We start from the raw sequence: 19528 nt of genomic DNA, 5'->3' as shown, positions 1-19528 counted from the left end.
GCACTGCGAACGGCCGCCGTCCCGCTGATAGCAGCAGCGATCGCCCTGGGAGCCTCCCCGGCGATCGCGCAGGACCGGGAGCAGGTGAAAGTCGCCTTCGCGCACGCACTGCCGAATGTCGAAGGAAAGAGGCTGGTTGCTGTGACGGTGACTTATCCTCCCGGAGCCAAATCGCTCGCTCATCACCACGCAGCGTCAGCTTTTATCTACGCCTACGTGCTGTCGGGGGCCATCCGTAGTCAAGTCGGCGACGAACCCGCGAAGATCTATCACGCAGGCGAAAGCTTTTACGAAATGCCCGGTTCGCATCACAGGGTCAGTGAGAACGCGAGTGACAAGGAGTCCGCCAGCTTACTGGCGGTCTTCGTTGTGGATTCCAAGGACGAGCCATTGACGACGCCGGACAAGGCGCCGGGATCACAATAATGGCGCGACAAATTCGCCTGTTGCCGTGACGATCTTTTTGGACCTCCATGGGCCTCTTGATTGGCCGGTGGGAGAGAAAAATCGACCAATAGAGGTCCATAGCCCCTGGTTTATCCCGGATGCACGGATGTTCGTTCTGTTGCCTCTCGGATCGCCCCAGGCCTTTTGCGGGGGCCGGACTACCTGCATAATAAGGCTCCGAGTGGAGAGGCTGTAACAGGTGCCGGTACAGGCTGTCGCGATCGTCGTCTGTGAGGGGGTCCAGGCCCTGGACGTGGCGGGGCCGATGGATGTGTTCAGCGAGGCGAACACGTTTCTCGGCAGCGCGTATCGCTACGAAACGGTATTGGTTGCTGCTCACCGCAATCCGCTGCGCGCGTCGAACGGCATACGCATGGTCGCCGACCTGACTTTCGATGAGGCGGCGGGCGGCTTCGACATCGTTCTGGTGGCCGGCACTCCGACGCCACCGGAAGCGGAGCCCGAACCGTGCCTGCTTCAGTGGGTCAAGGAGCTACCGTGGCGCTCCAGCGTCTATGGATCGATCTGCACTGGGGCTTTTGTGCTCGGTTATGCCGGCCTCCTCGACGATCGGCGTGTCACCACCCATTGGCAGGATGCACAGGCGCTGGCGGCCAGGTTTCCGAAGGCCAAAGTCGAACCGGATCTGATCTATGTCCGCGATGGACGGTTGATCACCGCGGCTGGTGTGACTGCGGGGATAGATTTGGGCTTGGCGCTCGTCGGGCAGCGGCACGGCGCGGAAACGGCGCTCAAGGTCGCCAAGCGGCTGGTTGTAGTTGCCCAGCGCCAGGGCGGACAATCGCAGTTCAGTCCCTACCTCACGGCACCTGCGGATCCGGAATCGCCAATCGCACGCATCCAGGACCATGTCATGGCCAATATTGGGGATCGCCACACGTTGGAGTCGCTTGCCGCTGTGGTCGGCATGAGCCCCCGGAATCTGGCCCGGCATTTCGGGCAGGTGACCGGGACCACACCGCACGAGTTCATCGAGCGCGCCCGTATTGATGCCGCGCGCATGATGCTGGAAGCAAGCGACCGACCGCTGAAGGCCATTGCCTTCGATTGCGGCTTCGGATCTGCGGATCGGATGAGGATTGTCTTCAGCACCCGTCTCGGCGTGACCCCTGTCCAATATCGCGCCAGCTTCCGACGAGCAGAACCGCAATAGTTCGCGAGCTATCCGAGGACGAAACTGCGGGCTCCTACTGCCCTGAAGCTCCGAGCGGCCCTTTGTCAGGAAACGACGTACGGCTGTCCTGATCCGTAGCATCCCGCTTGTTGTCCGGAGCAGAGCTCTGTTGCCTAATCCCGACAAGCAACCAGCCCGTTATCCAACCGAGGAGATTACTCCATGTCCGAAATCATCGCCGGCATTCGCGTGCCTGACAGCGCCATCGCGCGCGCAGCCACGCAGCTCGTGCGCGATACCGAAGACGACCTGCTCTACAACCATAGTCGGCGTGTCTTCCTGTGGGGCGCGCTCACCGGCGAGCGCCGCGGGCTGAAATACGACCCGGAGCTGCTTTACCTCGGCGCCATGTTCCACGACCTGGGCCTCACCGAGAAATATTCGAGCCCCGATCTGCGCTTCGAGGTCGACGGCGCCAATGCCGCCCGCAAATTCATGAAAAGCTACGGCGTGCCCGAGCGTGACATCGAGGACGTCTGGACTGCCATCGCGCTCCACACCACGCCCGGAATCCCCGAGCACATGCGCCCGACCATCGCGCTGGTGACCGCCGGTGTGGAGATGGACGTGCTCGGCATCGCCTATCACGACTTCACGCATGAACAGCGCGACCATGTCTGCGTCCATCATCCGCGTGAGGCAAATTTCAAGGAGAACATCATCGATCACTTCGCCAATGGAATTATCAAGAAGCCGCTGACGACGTTCGGAAACGTGAAGGCCGACGTCCTCGCGCTGAAGGACATGAACTACGTCCGTCAGAACTTCTGCTCGATCATCCTTGGCTCAGCGTGGCCGCACTGAGCCCTCGTTGCTCCCAGCCGATACCAGCCCATACGAGCATGTCTGGTCCTGAAGGTACCGAAATCGGCACGGTGAGATGTCGTTGCGCAGGGGGATCGAGGTTCCGCTCTTTCTAAAGGGATGAAGACACCAGTTGGTTCCCTCTGAGGTCGGCGGACGCGATGTGGGGGGCAGCGCAGAATCGGACCTCAAATGGGAGCCGGCCGGTTCCTTCCGAAAGGCCATTGCATACAGAAGAGACAGGACAGCTATTTCAGACAATCGCCACAAAGTTCACTGACACGACCCCGACAGTCAGTCTCCACGAAGGCCGCGATGTCCCAGTATTCACTCGATGTGTTGCGTCAGCGCTATGTCGTGGAGAAAAGACCGCTTGAAGCCAAGTGTCGAGCAGATCTTGCGGGCAGACACCCGCGCGGGAGCGCGGGCGATCTTGGCTTCAATCGATAAACGCCGCTTCGAGAATAGGTCCGAAGGACAGCGGCTCCGCAAGATGCTCCGCTTCGAGACCTCCCTCTGGGAAAGTGGCCATGCTGCCGTGGCAGGTGTGGACGAGGCCGGAATGAGCCCTCTCGCCGGGCCGGTCTCCGCTGGCGCCGTGATCCTGAAACCTGGCACGCGGATAGTCGGGATCGACGACTCGAAAAAGCTCGATGCCGCGGCACGCGAAGAACTCGCGAAGGAGATCAAGGAAAAGGCGGAGAGTTGGTGTGTGGCGTTCGTCGAGGTCGAGGAGATCGACGCGATCAATATCTATTGGGCCGGCATCCAGGCTATGCAGCGTGCGGTCCGGGGGCTACGGTTGCCACCCCGCATTGTGCCAGCGTGACCACTCTGATTCGCACAAATGGAAAACGAGCCCCCAATGGCGGAAATTCGAATTGACGCTGACAAGGCTGAACGAATGATCTCTCAGATACTGCGCGACGAAGGCGGCATGCTTCCAGCCAAAGCAAACCAACTCGCGGCAAACATAAGCAGGCGGCTCGGGTTGGCCATGGCAGCTCCGACGTCAGAGTCCCTGACGGGTTATAGAGCTATTCGTCGAGAGCCCCCCCTACGGCAGCGATTTTGCTTTCGCCGTGGCTAAGATACTTGCCGACGCAAAGGGCGATTCCGCGCTGCATCCCGAGCCGCTTTGGAAAGCGGTTTATGATCGCGGTCGCGATCTTCCTGCGTCGGGCCTCGATCCATGATCGGGATAGACTACTGGAGAACGGAGTGGTCCACCTTTCACTATAACCTTGGGTGGTCTCGTTGGGTTCGGTTCTTGGATGGGTGGATCGCGAAATGCGCGATGGCCGTACCCGTCGTTGGCTATCTAGTTTTATTCAACGACGGTGTTTCCCAGCACATATCGTTCAATGATCTTGCAAGCGAACATCAACTGTCGGTGCTTAGCCTCACGGCGTCCGGGCGACTGAAGCTGATATACTTTGGCCTAATTTTTTTGGGTTCAGCAAACATCCTTTACCGATTGCGGCGACCTTATATTTTCCGGGTCGGCACCGATCAGTTTGATTACGTGGAGCGAGCGCTGGTTCATTTCACCGTGGACAATTACATCGATCTAAACGGGGTTATCAGACACGAAGGTCACCGCACGTTGCATGGGAAATATGATGACGCGGAATTTGACAGCTTCGTCGATGCTGCGACAGGACGGAACAATCCCGATGTCGGGAACTGGAATCTAGCAAAGAGTAAGTTTGAAGGCCTGCTCCGGTCGATCCTCATAGAGAATTTTTTCCGGAATGACGTCAAGCATCGGTTGGCACTTACGTGCTTCTTGCTTTTAGCATTCTGCGGATACGGCCTGCTTCTTATTCCGAGCTTCGATCTGTTCGTTAAGGTCATTCGCGTCACGATAAGGGGTGTGACGTAAGAGCCCTCACTTCACTTCGCGGCCTGCCTCGGTGGCTTCGCAGGCGGCAACGGGATCGGGATGCCACCGCGAAACACCGCAACGCTGCATGCGCAGCGCCAATTCGGCACCTTCGCGCTTCGCACCGGGATCGCCATAGGGCTGATCCAGCGCGCTCAAGGTGGGATAGCACCGTAGACTTTGCCACGGCATCAGGCCCAGCGCTTCGATCCGGCAATGATTCGCGGCTAACAGTTGCACATTTACAACCCGCACAGTCATTTGAGATACTAAGCTCGTCGATTGAGACGACCAAAACATATTTCATTCAATAAGATTAGCGGGGGACAAAAGGTGTTTGATGTCTATCGCAATGACAAGCGCGACTTGCTCGTTCTAAGTACAGGCTCTGCCGTACCCGTGCTTTACTCTGCACATAAGTGGCGCAAGAGCAGAAAAAGAGTTTTCAAAGTCAGCGCCGAGATCAGGCTGGCCGTTCAGAGCCAAGGCTATTACGTCCGCCGCTTGCGCGTTACCGATAAGGGATTGATGTAGGTCGAGTGCGTCAGCATCACCCCCGACCAAGCGCCATCCTCGCGCCCTACCGCGTGGTCAACTGCTATGCCCCGCGCCTGCGTAGTGCCGGATGATCCGGTAAATCGATGCTTGCCGAAATTCGATCACTTATTTTCTGCAACTTGGATACTTCAATACCGACCGCGCGCAACCTGATAAACTTTCGTTAACCACTTAGGCGTGAAACTAAAACACGGATTTCTACTGCGTATCGGGCAGCCGTGATTATCACGGCAACTCTAGTCGGAGTTGGTCTGTTCGACCGTTGTCTCGCGTGAAGCTATATTTTTTTCATCGTTTTTTTGATCGCTTTCGACAAAGCAACGTCATTGCGGCAGTAATTGCCGACCGCAAAAGAGATTTACGACAATGTCTTCGGTCCTTAGATTTCAGCGGCCTCGCAAATTGAAATCTGGGACAAGTCCCTCAGACCAGAGACTGCCCGACGTTTTAGCGAACGTCGCCGCTCTGTTGTCGCAGGTTGAAGCTCTAAAAATTAAGACAGCAGATGACGCCCGCCAGGCCATTTTTCTTCTTGAACTCGCGAATACTTGCATCCGGCTGATCGTCGGGCAGACCAATTTGGATGAAGAGGTCAGAAAGGCGCTACTTGCTCATTCTGCGATGATCGATATGCGCCTTGGAGCCGCGCGCAGGGACGCATCTATTCTGAAAAGTTGATTGAAGCATTGGAATTTCAGATGATTGGAAATAATCGAAAGACAAATCGCGTTCGGTTTGACCACAAACATATCGTTAGGATCATGGGAGCCGATGGGACATCGCAGCGAAGGTGTCATCTTCTCGACGCGTCTGAAAGCGGTGCCAAACTTGAGGTTGAAGGCTCAACCGATCCTCTAAAGGCACAAGAATTTTTCCTCGTTCTATCCACCACAGGTCTGGCATTTCGGCGATGCGAACTGATTTGGGTCGATGGATCTCAGGTCGGAATTCATTTCGTCACCGCGCGGACAAAGGGCAAAGCGAACGCAGAGAAACAACGTGTTTGTTCACAATAGGAAGATCTTTAAGTGCAGCTTATTTCCTCTCGAATTATTCCGTTCATCGATACTCAATCCCTCTCAGAGAGCCACGCCAGAGAAGCGTTACTGCATGACAATCGCAGAGGCTTCGTCCTCTATCTTTCTAGCGGTGATTTAGCATCGGCCAGGGAAGAACGCGTCTTGTTTCTAGAGCCGCGACAAGCTCTGTTATGGCTAAATGAGTCCTCAGAGGAGCCGGGATCATTTTGGGTATGAGGCATTACGTCCCGACTTAGACACGCAGCCAATCCCCGGACCACACCTTGTCTATGGTTCCTGTCGACCAGGCCGAATGTTTTCGTGATTGGAGCCGGTCTCATTCAAAGACAATGCCGTGATCCTGACGGCGCAGACGAGCAGCGTGATGTCTGGATGCGCGCGCCGTGGGATGAGCGAAGGCGTTACAGCGGCCGTTGCCGGATGGCGCGCTCAAGATTGTGATGCGTGGAGCGGAGAAGGAAGTTAAGGCGGCGGGCTGAACGGGAACAACTGGTTGGCGATCTCGTCGCTGCGCCATCCAACCGCGCCAGCCCAGCCTCAATCACGACGATGTCTTCCTCGATCTGTCGAATAGTGCTCGTGCAGTCGATCCCGGTACATGAATTGAGATCTGCGATAAGTTTGCGGCGCTGTGTCCGAAGCTCATCAAGAGCGGCTTGGTCTCTGAGGGAAACGTAACCCTCCACGATCAGCTCAATAGCACCTGACACTTCATACCCCCCGAGCCTCATGCACACCCTCAAGCACTCCCCAAGCTAGGTTCGGGAGCGCGCCAATAAGGCTACGCGTCTCAATCCCGCGCCTTGAGTTCGTATAGAACAACGTGCCTCCGCAACTCGTGCGCAGTGGCCAAAACAGACATAGCAGTGAGCCAACTGGAGCGGCGAGAAGGCTTCGCGCGCCCGCCCGGTTACGATAAGTGTAATTGTTTTAGCAGCGTAGACAGCTGGATTATTTGGATCGATTTCGAGCGCTGCATCGTATTCAGCCATTGCCTCCTCAGGGTGTCCAAATAGAAGAATGGCTCCCTTGGTCCTATGGGCACTCGCGCTTGCCGGGTTTTTGGACAGAACTCTGTCGACGAGGTCGAGCGCTTGTTTCTTGTCTTCCACAACGGAAGACCAAGCGCCCAAGCCGCTTGGTATCTCGACCCGACGCAGCACATCGGCGCGACCACTCCAATGTCCATCCTGTAATGCCGCTTGGACGATCACTGCGTCGCCGCGGACCATCGCCTAGCGACGGAGCCGCCCTGCTCGGCAAGATGGTCGACGAAGCCCCGCTCGTGGATCTTGCCGCGCTCTGTCAGCGCATCGAGAGTTGGGTCATCGCGGACCCTTGGCCTCGCCAGCTCGCCTTGCGCGACCTTGAGATCGAGGTACGTGAGGTAACGACAATTCAGGTGCCCGACCAAGTCGCCTGCGCTGAAGACGATCGCCGCGCCGTTCTTTTGCATCTATTCCCCCGCGACTGCTGCCGGGACCTAAGGGACACGGCTTTCGCAGCAACGATACCGGCCTTCAGACGGGCGCAAAAGGCCTTCGGAAGTAGAACACGCAAAGCGAAAGAAGCCGGCTGCGAGCCGAGTATCGACAGAAACAGCCGCGCCTTCACCCATCCGATCTTTATGTGACAATTGGGTTTTCGGACCACCGGAGCCCGCAAAGCAAACAAGGCGAGATAAGCCACAATGCGCACATCAGTTGTTATGGAAGAAGTCGGCCATAGACCGACCTCAAACTAGACACCGGGCCGAAATCTATCTTGATCTCCGCCTTGCATTGCCGGCTCAACCGGTCGACGCGACACAGGCGCTAAAGCTGGCGCAGCGGACCAGTGGGTCTTCGATGCGGGGTCCGCACGAGCTTGTCAGGCCCATGCGGCAATGGGCCACGCCAAACCGCGAACCCAACCATGTGCTACGAAGCTTTATGCCTTGTGATGAACGGGCTGCAGGCCATAGACCGGGGTCGGAACGCCCTCATAGCGAGCTTTCAACTGTAGGGACAGGAATTGCGAGTAGTGACGCGACTGGTGCAGGTTACCGCCGTGGAACCATAACCCTTCCTGCTGCGTCGGCTTCCACATGTTGCGCTGTTCGCCTTCCCATGGGCCGGGATCCTTGGTGGTATTCGAGCCTAGTCCCCAGACCTTGCCGACCTTGTCGGCCATGTCCCGGCTGATCAGGTCGGCGACAAAGCCGTTCATCGAACTGTAGCCGGTGGCGTAGACGATCACATCGGCGGGCAGCTCCTTCCCGTCGTAGAGTCTGACACCATTGGGCGTGATTTCCTCGACCTGGCCTGCGACCAACTTGACCTTTCCGTCGATGATGAGCTGCGAGGCGCCAACGTCGATGTAGTAGCCCGAGCCGCGACGCAAGTACTTCATGAACAGACCGGAATCGTCGTCGCCGAAGTCGAGCCGAAAACCGGCTCTCGTCAACCCTGCATAGAAATCGGCGTCATCCTGGCGGATCTTGTCATAAACCGGCTTCTGCAACTGATGCAGGATCTTGTAGGGCAGCGAAGCGAAGATCAGATCGGCCTTGGCTGTCGTCATTCCACCGCGGACCGCGCGCTCTGAATAGAGGTCCGCGATGGATGCCATCAGCGAATCCGAGCGCACGATATGGGTGGTCGAGCGCTGCACCATGGTCACGTCGACGCCGGCCTCGTACAGCGCGGCGCAGATGTCATGTGCCGAATTGTTCGAGCCGATCACGACGACCTTCTTGCCCTTGTAGCGATCGGGACCTGGGTGGCGCGAGGAATGGTGCTGTTCACCCTTGAAGGTGTCCATACCCTTGAATTGCGGCATGTTCGGCTTGGCGGACATGCCGGTCGCGAAAACCAGCTGCTTCGGCTTGAGCGTAATCTCCTTGCCATCGCGCTCGACGACAACCGTCCATTCCTTTTTGGCGTCGTCCCAGTCAGCGTGTTTGGCCGTGGTGCCGGTCCAGTAGTTCAGCTCCATGACCTTAGTGTACATCTCCAGCCAGTCGCCGATCTTGTCCTTGGGCGAAAACACCGGCCAGTTCTTCGGAAAGTCGATGTACGGCAAATGATCGTACCAGACCGGATCATGCAGGCAGAGCGACTTGTAGCGGTTGCGCCAGGAGTCGCCGGGACGGGCGTTCTTCTCGACGATGATGGTGGGCACGCCGAGCTGGCGCAACCGCGCGCCGAGTGCGATGCCACCCTGACCGCCGCCGATGATGAGCACGTACGGCTGCGTCTTAAGGCCGAGCTGCTCGGTTTCCTCGTCCCGCAATTCCTTCCATGTTTTGGCGCCGGGATTGACGCCATGGCGGGCACCAAGCGGCCGGGTGAAGCCCGCCTTTTCCTCGTGACCTTTCAGTTCGACCATCGTCGTCAAAAGCGTCCAGATCTGGCCGTTCTGGAGACGGACTAGACCGTAGCCGCGCGCGACCTCGGTCTCGAACGTGATCCAGCATTCGATTACGCCGTCGGCTTCAGTAGCGCTTTCCGCGTCGGCTATTTTCCAATTGCGTGGCTTTGCTTGTGCCAAGCAGGAGTTGAGCATCTCGCGGATCTGATCGCGACCTTCCATGGTCTTGATGTTCCAGGTGAAGGCAACGAGGTCGCGCCAGTAGCACTCGGGTGCGAACATCGCTACGGCGGCGTCCAGGTCGCCCGCCACAAGCGCCGCTTCGAATTTGTCGAGAAAGGCCTGGATGCGCGCGTTAAGCGTGGTGTCGAGCATCATTTCCTCCCAAGAAGCTTTTTGATCTTTCCGCAATTGTTGCAAGCTTATCCGAACGATCGGCCGAAACCAGACTCGCGCGGATCAACTTTTTCGCAGCGCTTCTGATCGGATAGCGGCACCTTGCCGCGGTGCGTCAGTCCGCAAATTGCTCATGTTTCGTGGTCGCTTTGCCGAAAATTTGTCAGCAAGCGGATGATAGGACCCACTCTTTTGCGAACTGCCGGTCCGACCGAATGTCCGCTTTGCGCGAGGACCCGCCATCCGGCCAAGTCGCTTGTTGACCCGAAGCAGGTGCTTTCCGCAACCGACAAGGCCTAACGTGCACATTCTTGAACTGCGAAAAGCCGCCAGCGGCCGGGGACGCCCTTGAGAGTATGAGAACCCCGGTCCGAGCATTCCACTCTTGAGCCAGCGATCAGGTCCTTCACGGTGCTGGAAAGAAGTATCTCGCCAGGATCAGCGCGGGCTGCCACGCGCGCACCGATGTGCACAGCGATGCCAGCCACGTCGTCGCCTTCAATTACGCACTCGCCAGTATGAATACCGCAGCGGATCGCCAACCCCAAACTGCCAACCACGTCCCTGACCGCGCGCGCGCATTTGATCGCGCGCGCCGGGCCGTCGAAGGTTGCGAACACACCATCGCCGGCAGTGTTCACGACGCGACCGCCGAGACGCGCGACTTCCTTGCTAACGAGCTGATGATAGTTGTCGACCAGGTCGCGCCAACGTGAGTCTCCGATCTCCGTGGCGCGCTGGGTCGACTGGACAACATCAATGAAGAGGACCGTTGCGAGAACGCGGTCCGCCTCCAACATCGGAGTTTCGCCCGTCAGAAATTCTTGGATCTCTGCAAGCAGCGAATCGGCATCGCCGATCCAGAGCATGTGATCGTCGCCGGGCAGCTCGACGAACTTTGCACCCGGGATCTGCCCGGCCATGTAGCGAGCGCCCTCGCAAGGCTGCAATCGATCGCCTCTCCTGTGGAGGATCAAGGTAGGCACCCTGATCGTCGGAAGGATCGCGCGAATGTCGACCTCGACATTCATCCGATAGAGCGTGATGCCGGCGCCTGGGCTGGCGGCTATGCGCATGAACTGGGCCCACCATTGACGCACCCGTTCGTCATTGGCAGCACTGGGGGCCAGCGTCTTGAGGCCGATCGGTGTTCCCCAATGCTTTTCGTAAGCATTGAAGGCGGCTTCGTGCTGCTCACGTGTGGGGCCCCACGGATAGTCGTCGGTGCGGATCCACTTGGCGTAAGCGCCATACATGATCAGTGCGGCGGTGCGCCCGGGATAGGTCGCGGCAAACAGCGTCGAAAGCGGCCCCCCCTCAGAGATGCCGAAGATGACGGCGCGATTTGAACCTGCTGCGTCCATGACCGCGCGGATATCATCCATCCGCATTTCGAGGGTGGGCAGCGCGCTCTCCGCGACGCGGTCCGACAGGCCCGTGCCGCGCTTGTCAAAGACGATGAGGCGACTGAAAGAGGCCAAACGGTTGAGGAACCTGGCTAATGCGGGATCTTCCCATTGGTACTCAAGATGAGAAATCCAGCCATGAACCAGCACCAAGTCGATGGGCCCATCACCAACGACTTGGTAGGCGATGTGAACGTCGCCGCTCTTGGCGTAGTGGGTTGCAGGGACCATAGCCTGGTACCCGTCGGATTACGTCATTGTCGCCCACGACAACTACACTGCGCAAGTCCACGGCGGAGGATCAATGCGTCAATACGGCTTCCCTGATGCGCCTGCCCAAGATCAATCAGGCTTCGCCTTCTGGTCCTTAGCCGTTGTCGACTATCTCGCCAGATGTCCGCTTCGCGTCCACGAGCGGATTCGCAAGTGAGATGTTATGAAAGAAGTCGGTCGATGGCCGACGTCCCTTTTGATGCGTTTAGCGGATCTGAAAACATTTGGGTCGCACGTCAGCGATGGGCCAGAAGGGAGGGCCGCTCTTGGGCGCAAAGCGGACACAAGGCGAGATCTGCTTGTCGCCGAAGGGCCGATAGTGTTGCAAAAGTCGAAAGCTGAACGACGCCGAAAATCTCGCAAAAGCTGATTTTAGCCAGCTCCACCACTGCAATGCTCCGTAGCGCCCATACGAAGCTCCGTGGTCGTTTTTGTGGGAAACGATGTGGTCCCTCATATCGCCGCGTGCGAAGCGCAAGCAGACATCGGCACCTGATCGATCACCTCGCTAGCGCGCAGCAGGAACGACCCGAGCGCGTCGTTGACGACGTAAAGTGCATCCGCGCGACCAGCGGCGGTGAGGCCCCGCTCGGCCCGCGGGTGCGGCAACTCCTGCCAAACACTCAACGGAAATTTACTGGTGCGCCCGCTCGGCATCGGCGGTGGCGGTGGTCATGTATTTCGAATAGAAATGAGCAACCCGCTCGCGCCACATTCCGACGAACGCCTCCGACGTTAGCTTCTCCACCGATTTCCACGCCTCTTTGACGGCCGGAAGCGTATTGCGCCAGATCGCGCGCCTGCACCATTTTTCGCCCTTCTCCCTGCCTTCGCTGGTGGCGCACATCGATTTCCAGGCTATGCGATTGGGTTGGCTGAGGTGCTCCGCGGCGCCCTCCCAGCCCTGCTGATGGATCAGGTAGAGATCGTTCAAGTCCGGCTCCCTGTGCGTCACCCACTGAAACAGAATGCCTTCGATGATGACCTTGTAGGCTGCCGCAACGGCATTATCGCGGGGATTGAGAATGTCTCCGGAGCCGAATTTGCCGAACTCGTATTTGCTCAGCTGGAACAGTCCGATATACGACCCGGTGCGTTGCTTGGGGTCGAAACCGGACTCGACCTTAGCCACCGCCTTCATGAAAGTGAAATCCAGACCGAAAGCGTCGGACGCGCGTTTGATCTCTTCCACCGGCGTTCCGACCGGGATGTCCTTGAACGAACGCAAGACGATCGCAGCCGGCTTCTCGGCAGGCGGCAGTTCGGACCAGACATAACAAATGAGATACCGAAAATCCTGCGGCCCCGAGTTGGAGGAACCGCCGGATGCACCACACCTTGTCGGCGCCGGTTGGGCGACATCACGGTGGCCCAAGCCCACCGATTCCTGCACAGGCGGTAAATCGGCCGACGGCATCTGCGACGGATCGGGCAACGCGACGATCGATTCCGGCTTATCCGATACCGCCGTCGTGTTGGTGGTCGTCCCTGCCGCGGGTTCGGCGGCCGTCGCCACTTCGGCGCTAGCGACAGTGGCGTTCGCGACAACGGTGTTTGCGACAACGGCGTTGGCCATTGCGATTGCCTGCGGTTCATCCGCGAGCCGAGCGGTGGCGGCGAGAGATGCTGCGCGGTCCTCGATTGGCACTGCGCGGGCGTTCTCGGTGCCGGCCGAACCGAAGCCAGCCAGCCAGCCAACGATCCCCCCCGCGAGAACGACCGTCCCGCAAAACGTTGGCGCTACTATCGCAAATCGCCGCGGGTTCATGATGCCGTCGCCTCCATAGGCTCCGCCGGAGCCGTGTAGAAAAGCCAAGCATGCGAAGAGGCTCATTCTTGGGATCAATGTGGGTCGCGCAATGGCGCAAACGGCCGCTCGTCAATTTCTCCAAAACATGTTGCCCGATTGCAACGCGCCGATCACAAGCAATTGCGCCCGTCTCAACGGCAACTCCCACCGTAATTGTGAGTACGGTCCTATTTTCGACCCACTGCGACCAGATTTGAAGGAGAGGCTTGGCGCGCTGGTCGGGATGACGCATCAGGCGTCGGCTTCGCGCATCGTTTCGAAACGATGGAATCGTGCCTATTGGACCGGGCGATGTTCGCTCAGGGATTACGAGCAATGCAGCGCGCGATAACAACGGCTGTATTCGCCATCTTCATGCTCCCTGCGGGGATCGTACACGCTCAATTTCTGTTTGAACCCCAACACACGTTCTGGCCGGGCCAATACGCTCACAAGCACCACCACCGGCAGACAAACTCTGAAACCGCGCCCGAGCCCCTTCCGAAGGGCCCGCTCCAGATCATCATCTCAATAGCAGACCAACGAGTCTCGCTTTTTGACAACGGCGCCCTGATTGCACGCTCTTCGGTGTCCACGGGAATGGAGGGGCATCCTACGCCCCTCGGCGTGTTCAGCGTTATCAGCAAACAACGATGGCACCGTTCAAATATTTATAGCGCCGCACCCATGCCCTACATGCAACGCATCACCTGGTCAGGGATAGCGTTGCACGCCGGTGTCGTGCCTGGGCATCCGGCGTCACACGGCTGCATCCGTTTGAAGAATGATTTTGCCGTTCGACTCTGGCATCTCACGAAGCGCGGCACGCGCGTGATCATTGCGCACGGTGATGTCCAGCCGGTCGAGATAACCAATCCGCATCTTTTTCAAGCGAAAGCCGCGTCCGCTTCGTCGGAATTCCAGACTGCCACCGTCGCAACCAAGAGCATCGGTACAGCCGCAGCAACGCAGGGATCACTGGTGTCAAACGCGGAGACTCCGGAAGCCGCCAGTCTCCAGGTGCCGGGCTCGGTTCCCGCTGCAAGCGCGCCAAAAAAAATCGTCCCAATCTCCATCTTCGTCAGTCGTAAGTTGAGCAAGCTGTTCGTGCGTCAGGGATTCACGCCGTTGTTTGATGTCCCGGTCAAGATCGAAAATTCGGAGGAGCCGCTGGGAACACACGTGTTTACCGCAATGGAATTCCAGAACGAGGGAACGGCTATTCGCTGGACCGTCGTGTCGATTCCGGACGAATTTCCTCGCATCGAGGGTGCCACGAAAGGGCGCGAGGCGCCCGTGAAGCAAACCGCCCTATCGGTACCGTCGCCCGATCAGGCCAACGCTGTCCTCAACCGCATCGAAATACCTCAGGATACGGTTGAGAGGATCTCTAAACTTCTGACGCCGGCCTCTTCATTGATTATTTCCGACAACGGATTTAGCCATGAGACCGGAAAAGACACGGATTTCATCGTGGTAACGCATTGATGCGGCGACGCAACCCACCAACAAACGACGCCGCTGCGCAACCCGTTGGAATTGTTCGACCGCAATTCTGGTGCAAAATTCTTGATGTCCGCACCTAAGCCAAAACGGCGCGAGGTCCGTTCTGGGTCACGAGCGACAAACCTCACGTTGAGCACAACGAGTCCGCTCTTGCCTCGGTCGCCGACATGCGAGCGGACATGAACTTCTGTCGCTAAGGGCCATAAGCCGACCTACCAGGGGCAGGGAATGCTCCGATGAGCGGCAGTGGTGGCATGGCAGACACGATCGAACCGGCTGGGCGTTACCAGCGGCACTTGGTCACCTAGCAGGCTCACCGTCGATCAGGCGAAGGGGGCGGCCCCGGTTGGCTTCGCTGGCAGCGGATGCCAAAAACTCATTTAGCAGGTGTCGTTTGATCCTGATCGGTTCACGCTCGCCTTGGGAAGCGAGTAAGAGAACGCGCTCGGCAACTTCCACCGCAGATCGCTGCTGCTGACGAGTGAATGACGGACTGGAAAGAACGTCGTCTAGAACGTCGCGGAGCATATGTACTGTTACCGTGTCGTAAGTCATGCGCCGAATACCCCGCTCGTCGAAACAAGATGCGTCGTAGTGATGGCGCAAGCGAAAGGAAGTGAAGCGTCGCCGGGCTCGAAATAAGCGTCCCGGCAGCGCTTATTCTCTAACTGAGCGCTGAAATCCCAGTCGTCCTGCATTGTGCAATGGTCATGCCACAGGCTTGTGACGCCGGTTCGCGCCAGGGGTTCCATGCAACAGTCGAACGGCGACCGGAAGCCCCGATCGCGATCTACAGTCCCGTAATATGCACGTTGACGTGCATTTGGTTCCCAGCAAGTTCTTAATATATATAAAGAATTTCCGCTAGATATCTGCGCCGAGTGTTGCAGCTTAGCTACATCAACCTTCAGGCGAACGGGATAGCGTTGATTCCTCAGGTGGGCGTCGTGCCTTTTTTGAACTTCTTTCTGGGGAGATTTCTCGTAATGAAAAAGCTTCTGATTGCCGCGGCCGGGATGATGGCCGTGGGTCTATCCGCCCCTGCGTCGGCGGCTGATCTGGCGGCCCGTCCCTACACCAAGGCGCCGCCCCCGGTGGTCGCGCCGATCTATGACTGGACGGGATTCTACATCGGTGCCAACGGCGGTTGGGGCCAAAGCCACAGTTGCGTGGATTTCGTAACTGCCCTTGGAACGGTCGCGAGCGGGTGCGGTGATCGGTCGGGAGGCGTCGTCGGCGGGCAAATTGGATATCGCTGGCAAACCAGTCAGTTTGTGTTCGGATTGGAAGCCCAAGGCGATTGGGCCGACCTCAAGAACACGCGGGTGAGCCTGTTCAATCCGACTCTCTCAACCACGGCAAAGACTGACGCCATCGGTCTGTTCACCGGGCAACTCGGTTGGGCTTGGAATTCGGCGCTGCTCTATGTGAAGGGCGGTGCGGCTGTGACCAGCAATCGCTTGACTATATTCGACAACACCACCGGGATCGGTCTGGTCTCGGCGGATAATACGCGCTGGGGCGGTACCTTGGGTGTCGGCTTTGAGTATGGCTTCACGCCCAACTGGTCGGTCGGTGTTGAGTACGACCACCTGTGGATGGGGCACGCAAATAACTCCTTCTCCGTGGTCGATCCGCGCCTTGCGGCGGTACTCAACGACCGGATCAGCCAGGACGTGGACATGGTCACCGTTCGGTTCAACTATCGCTTTGGTGGTTACGGGGCTCCGATCGCGGCGAGATACTGATCGCTCCAGTCTGTGCAAACCAAAGCCCCGGCTCGCCGGGGCTTTTTTGCGGGCTATGAATTGCTAGCGTCTGAGGTGGGTCAAAATGCGAAGGACTCAACGTAAGCTCGGGTCTGCTATGCCCCGTTGAATGGACCTCAATGAGGCGTGTCGCCGCTTCGCTACCGGAAGTCAGGCGTCGAACTCCGCGAGAGCATGACGATCTAGCAATTCGATCCGCCGCTGAATGTTTCCGTCAAAGCGCAGCAGCGCTTCGTCTCGAAGTATGGAAAACGCGCGGGAGACGGTTTCCAAGGTGATGCCGAGATAGTCGGCGATGTCGCGGCGGTTCATTGGCAGCAACATCATCGCGGGATGTGCTAGCCGTTCATCCATTTCAAGAAGGAAGGCGGCAACTCTCTCCAGGGAAGTCTTCCGCCCCAGGAGAAGCATGTGATCTTCCGCGTGCTGCAGGTTTTGCGTAACAAAGCAAATGAGGTTTTTTGTGCTGACTACTCGATTTTGCATGGCATCGAGGATGCTGCCTCGCTTTATGATGCGAACGTGGGTTTCGACGAGAGCGTCAGCGCTAAACCGGTGCGCGACGCCATTCTCAAATCCGAACATGTCACCCTGGAGGTGGAACGCATTGATCTGGCGGCGACCATCTGGGAGCATCTTATACGTCCGCACCGCTCCGGAAGTAATCTGGTAGACGTATTCGGCGTGCCCCCCTTCGCCAAAAATCTCGATGCCCTTGCGATACTTGAACTCGCTGCAGAAGACGCGCTCGCCAGCGAGATCGGCGAGGTGCCCGTCAATAGGCTGGCGGGTGGCAGCGTTCGCATTGACTAGCACCGTTCAACCATCCCCATTTTGTAGCTTGGCAAGGAGTTGAGCATAGAGCAAATCCCCGAGATTGATCAGGCGCAAATTGGGGCGGACCTACGTAGTCAACCGGAGGCGGGTGCTTCTCTTGGCTGGCCGGAAAAATGCGTACAAAAGGAAGCCGCCAGCCCTTGGGGAAGCCAGCGGCTTTGGGGTGGGGTCGCGTAGTGGGGGCTACGCAACGTCTCCATTAGCTCTAGCGAAAGGATCGCATGTTGATCAGGATCAAGCTGGATATCGGGTGGAGTCGATGGACGCCCGCTATGGGTCAAAAGCGACCGTCTGGCGCTCGGCTACAAACTTCCGGTCTGCCCCTATGAACTGACATCCCGCTACACCGCGCCTACGGACGCGATGGGCCATATGCGGAAGTCACTGCTCCGGTAGCCCCGCTTTGCGCAACGCTCCTTCCACGTAAGCGCGCTGCTCCACGTAGGCAGGATCGTCCGACAGATCGGTGGCCCGGAATTTCGCAAGACTGGTGTAGTTCGGATTCAGGCGACCCGCCGCCGCGAGTGCCGCGCGGGCAGCCGCTATGTCGTCTTTGATAGCCATGATCGCGGCGTAGTAAAGTTGGCCATATGCCAGTCTCGGATTCGTCGCCACCGACCTGCTGAGCCAGGTTAGCGCCTCATCATCGCGCCTGAGCAGGATCATCGCGCGCCCCATTTCAAACTGCCACGTTCCAAGACCCGGGTCGCGTGGACTGAGTTCAATGGCCCGATCGAACAGCGGGATTGCGTCAAGAGATTTCCCGGTGAAGACAAACGTCTCGCCAAGAAAAGCGTCGTTGTCGCTATATTGCCGTTGATTTGCAGGGAGATCCTGTACTGCTCGGCGGCCTCTTTCTGCCGCTTCTGTGCCTGCAGGGCCCGGGCGCGCAACGCATGAGCGGCCGCATTATTCGGATCGAGCCCGACTGCTTGCTGCGAGAGCTCGTCGGCGCGACTTAAATCTCCTGCCGGGTCGGGGGATTGTCCATTGATCACCAGATTGGCTAGTGTCAGGGAAAGTCCTGTCATCGCCCTTAATGTATGCGGATCAATCTCAAGCGCATGCTCAAACAGGCGCCGAGCTTCCTCACGCGTCTCGGGCGTGGTCGGCTTGTACACGGCAGCCCATCCCTGCAAAGCAAGGTCCGACGCGGTAGGATTGGTCTGGTGCTCCAGTTCGATGCTGCGGGCCGCTAGAACAACCAGTTCCAATCCCAGAGTGCGGGCGATCCGGCCGGTTATGTCATCTTGCAATTCCAGATAGTTGCTCCGCAGACGATCGAAGCGGTCCGACCAGACATGGCCGCCAGTTTCAGTATCGATCAGCTGCGCATTGACTCGAACCTGATCGCCGACGCGCTGCACGCTACCTTCGAGCGCGAAGCGGACACCGAGTTCACGCCCGATCTGGCGGGCATCTATCGACTTGCCCTTGTAGGTGAACGCCGTGTTGCGCGCGATAACGAAGCTGCCCTGAATTCGCGAGAGATCTGTTGTCAGGCCGTCCGTGTGCGAAATAATCCTGTCCCGGATCGCCACTGAGGTTGATGAAGGGAAGCACGACAATGGATAAGCGCGGTGCTGTCCTGGATACTCGGGACGCCGCTTACGCGCCCTCTCGCGAGGGCCAAATCCGCCGTGCCGCTGTGCCTCGTGGTGGGGCGCTACCCGTAAATTTCCCAAGTGTTGGCGACTAGGCGCGCTGGTTAAGTGGTCGGCAGGTTCTGAGCGCCGTACCATGAAAGCACCGAAGCCAAAGCAATGGGCCGAGCAGGAAATCCGACGCTTGGTCAGGCTCGCCCGGCAGGGCGTTGGCGTATCGAAGATAGCCACCGAACTGGGCCGCCATGCGGGGTCGGTGAGGCGAATGGCGCGAACGATGGGAATACTATTGAAGAAGTAGCCGTCGTTCGACGCCTGATCCGTTGAATGCAGGGCGGCGGCCCTACAGCCCAAAACCGCGGCCAATCTCCCGCACAAGCCTGAACGCAGCGTCAGTATTTCGGCCGTAAAAGAGCGCCTGATCGAGCTGCGAAAGAATGCTCAGCCCAAATAGCGCGATAGCTATGCCTCTAAACATGGTTGTGGACCGGGTTGAACCATACAGCGAAAGTTCAAATCGGCCCCAGCCGCAGGTTGGGAGAAACAGCCGGGGCCGACATTCCCATTCCGTGTGCCGTAATCAGCGGTAATCGGCACGGCTCCCAGCAAGCCACAAGAAAGCTAATGAACTGTTTCGCTCGCCTCTGTTCGGGCGGACCAGCGCCGCT

The 19528-nt window shown here is 58.3% G+C and carries 18 protein-coding genes; 10 read left to right on the top strand and 8 right to left on the bottom strand.

The window, feature by feature from the left end; genetic code table 11:
• Positions 1-3 precede the first annotated feature (3 nt).
• The 5 genes from ACVWW6_RS12160 (at position 4) to ACVWW6_RS12140 (ending at position 4331) form a co-directional block, all read left to right on the top strand.
• The gene (locus ACVWW6_RS12160) at positions 4-426 is read left to right on the top strand and encodes a cupin domain-containing protein (RefSeq protein ID WP_028175787.1); all 423 of its coding nucleotides are present in this window, start codon (positions 4-6) and stop codon (positions 424-426) included.
• Between the two features lie 220 nt (positions 427-646).
• Positions 647-1621 (top strand): GlxA family transcriptional regulator, encoded by a 975-nt coding sequence (locus ACVWW6_RS12155; protein WP_011090405.1) that lies wholly within the window; start codon positions 647-649, stop codon positions 1619-1621.
• 183 nt (positions 1622-1804) lie between these two features.
• Positions 1805-2446 (top strand): HD domain-containing protein, encoded by a 642-nt coding sequence (locus ACVWW6_RS12150; protein ID WP_011090406.1) that lies wholly within the window; start codon positions 1805-1807, stop codon positions 2444-2446.
• A 373-nt stretch (positions 2447-2819) separates the two neighbouring features.
• Complete coding sequence (locus ACVWW6_RS12145; protein WP_370140771.1) at positions 2820-3275, top strand: ribonuclease HII; 456 nt, start codon at positions 2820-2822, stop codon at positions 3273-3275.
• A 468-nt stretch (positions 3276-3743) separates the two neighbouring features.
• On the top strand, positions 3744-4331 hold the full coding sequence (locus tag ACVWW6_RS12140) for a hypothetical protein (protein ID WP_456680784.1): 588 nt from the start codon (positions 3744-3746) through the stop codon (positions 4329-4331).
• 6 nt (positions 4332-4337) lie between these two features.
• On the opposite strand, the gene ACVWW6_RS12135 is transcribed toward ACVWW6_RS12140, so the two are convergent.
• Entirely contained in the window at positions 4338-4592 is a 255-nt protein-coding gene (locus tag ACVWW6_RS12135; protein WP_168772764.1) for a hypothetical protein, read from the bottom strand.
• Positions 4593-4664: 72 nt separating this feature from the next.
• On the opposite strand from ACVWW6_RS12135, the gene ACVWW6_RS12130 reads away from it, so the two are divergent.
• The 3 genes from ACVWW6_RS12130 (at position 4665) to ACVWW6_RS12120 (ending at position 5905) form a co-directional block, all read left to right on the top strand.
• Entirely contained in the window at positions 4665-4865 is a 201-nt protein-coding gene (locus ACVWW6_RS12130) for a hypothetical protein (RefSeq protein ID WP_011090410.1), read from the top strand.
• Positions 4866-5357: 492 nt separating this feature from the next.
• Positions 5358-5567: a hypothetical protein gene (locus tag ACVWW6_RS12125; protein ID WP_162185855.1), complete on the top strand. Its 210-nt coding sequence runs from the start codon at positions 5358-5360 to the stop codon at positions 5565-5567.
• A gap of 20 nt (positions 5568-5587) precedes the next feature.
• Positions 5588-5905, top strand: a complete 318-nt coding sequence (locus ACVWW6_RS12120) for a PilZ domain-containing protein (protein ID WP_456680783.1) — start codon at positions 5588-5590, stop codon at positions 5903-5905.
• A 1234-nt stretch (positions 5906-7139) separates the two neighbouring features.
• Here ACVWW6_RS12120 and ACVWW6_RS12115 read toward each other — a convergent pair.
• From ACVWW6_RS12115 to ACVWW6_RS12100, 4 genes are all read right to left on the bottom strand, one after another.
• Positions 7140-7385 carry a hypothetical protein gene (locus ACVWW6_RS12115; RefSeq protein WP_039184876.1) on the bottom strand — a complete coding sequence of 82 codons (246 nt, stop codon included), beginning with the start codon at positions 7383-7385 and terminating at the stop codon, positions 7140-7142.
• Between the two features lie 473 nt (positions 7386-7858).
• Positions 7859-9655, bottom strand: coding sequence for an NAD(P)/FAD-dependent oxidoreductase (locus ACVWW6_RS12110; protein WP_028176058.1), 1797 nt, complete (start codon positions 9653-9655; stop codon positions 7859-7861).
• A gap of 317 nt (positions 9656-9972) precedes the next feature.
• Positions 9973-11313 carry an adenylate/guanylate cyclase domain-containing protein gene (locus tag ACVWW6_RS12105; protein WP_028176057.1) on the bottom strand — a complete coding sequence of 447 codons (1341 nt, stop codon included), beginning with the start codon at positions 11311-11313 and terminating at the stop codon, positions 9973-9975.
• A 676-nt stretch (positions 11314-11989) separates the two neighbouring features.
• Positions 11990-13189: a transglycosylase gene (locus ACVWW6_RS12100; RefSeq protein ID WP_456680782.1), complete on the bottom strand. Its 1200-nt coding sequence runs from the start codon at positions 13187-13189 to the stop codon at positions 11990-11992.
• A gap of 291 nt (positions 13190-13480) precedes the next feature.
• Here ACVWW6_RS12100 and ACVWW6_RS12095 point away from each other — a divergent pair, with 291 nt between their 5' ends.
• On the top strand, positions 13481-14632 hold the full coding sequence (locus ACVWW6_RS12095) for a L,D-transpeptidase (protein WP_028176055.1): 1152 nt from the start codon (positions 13481-13483) through the stop codon (positions 14630-14632).
• 1004 nt (positions 14633-15636) lie between these two features.
• Positions 15637-16398, top strand: a complete 762-nt coding sequence (locus ACVWW6_RS12090; protein WP_028176054.1) for an outer membrane protein — start codon at positions 15637-15639, stop codon at positions 16396-16398.
• Positions 16399-16569: 171 nt separating this feature from the next.
• Here ACVWW6_RS12090 and ACVWW6_RS12085 read toward each other — a convergent pair whose 3' ends face one another.
• The 3 genes from ACVWW6_RS12085 to ACVWW6_RS12075 form a co-directional block, all read right to left on the bottom strand.
• Positions 16570-17199, bottom strand: coding sequence for a helix-turn-helix domain-containing protein (locus ACVWW6_RS12085; RefSeq protein WP_231166741.1), 630 nt, complete (start codon positions 17197-17199; stop codon positions 16570-16572).
• 438 nt (positions 17200-17637) lie between these two features.
• On the bottom strand, positions 17638-17922 hold the full coding sequence (locus ACVWW6_RS12080; protein WP_166466002.1) for a hypothetical protein: 285 nt from the start codon (positions 17920-17922) through the stop codon (positions 17638-17640).
• On the bottom strand, positions 17919-18797 hold the full coding sequence (locus tag ACVWW6_RS12075) for a tetratricopeptide repeat protein (RefSeq protein WP_166466001.1): 879 nt from the start codon (positions 18795-18797) through the stop codon (positions 17919-17921). Before ACVWW6_RS12075 ends, ACVWW6_RS12080 begins: the two co-directional genes overlap by 4 nt.
• Positions 18798-19528 lie beyond the last annotated feature (731 nt).

The sequence above is a fragment of the Bradyrhizobium sp. USDA 3311 genome (genome assembly GCF_054062495.1).
This window is presented reverse-complemented; position numbering and strand designations above follow the sequence as displayed.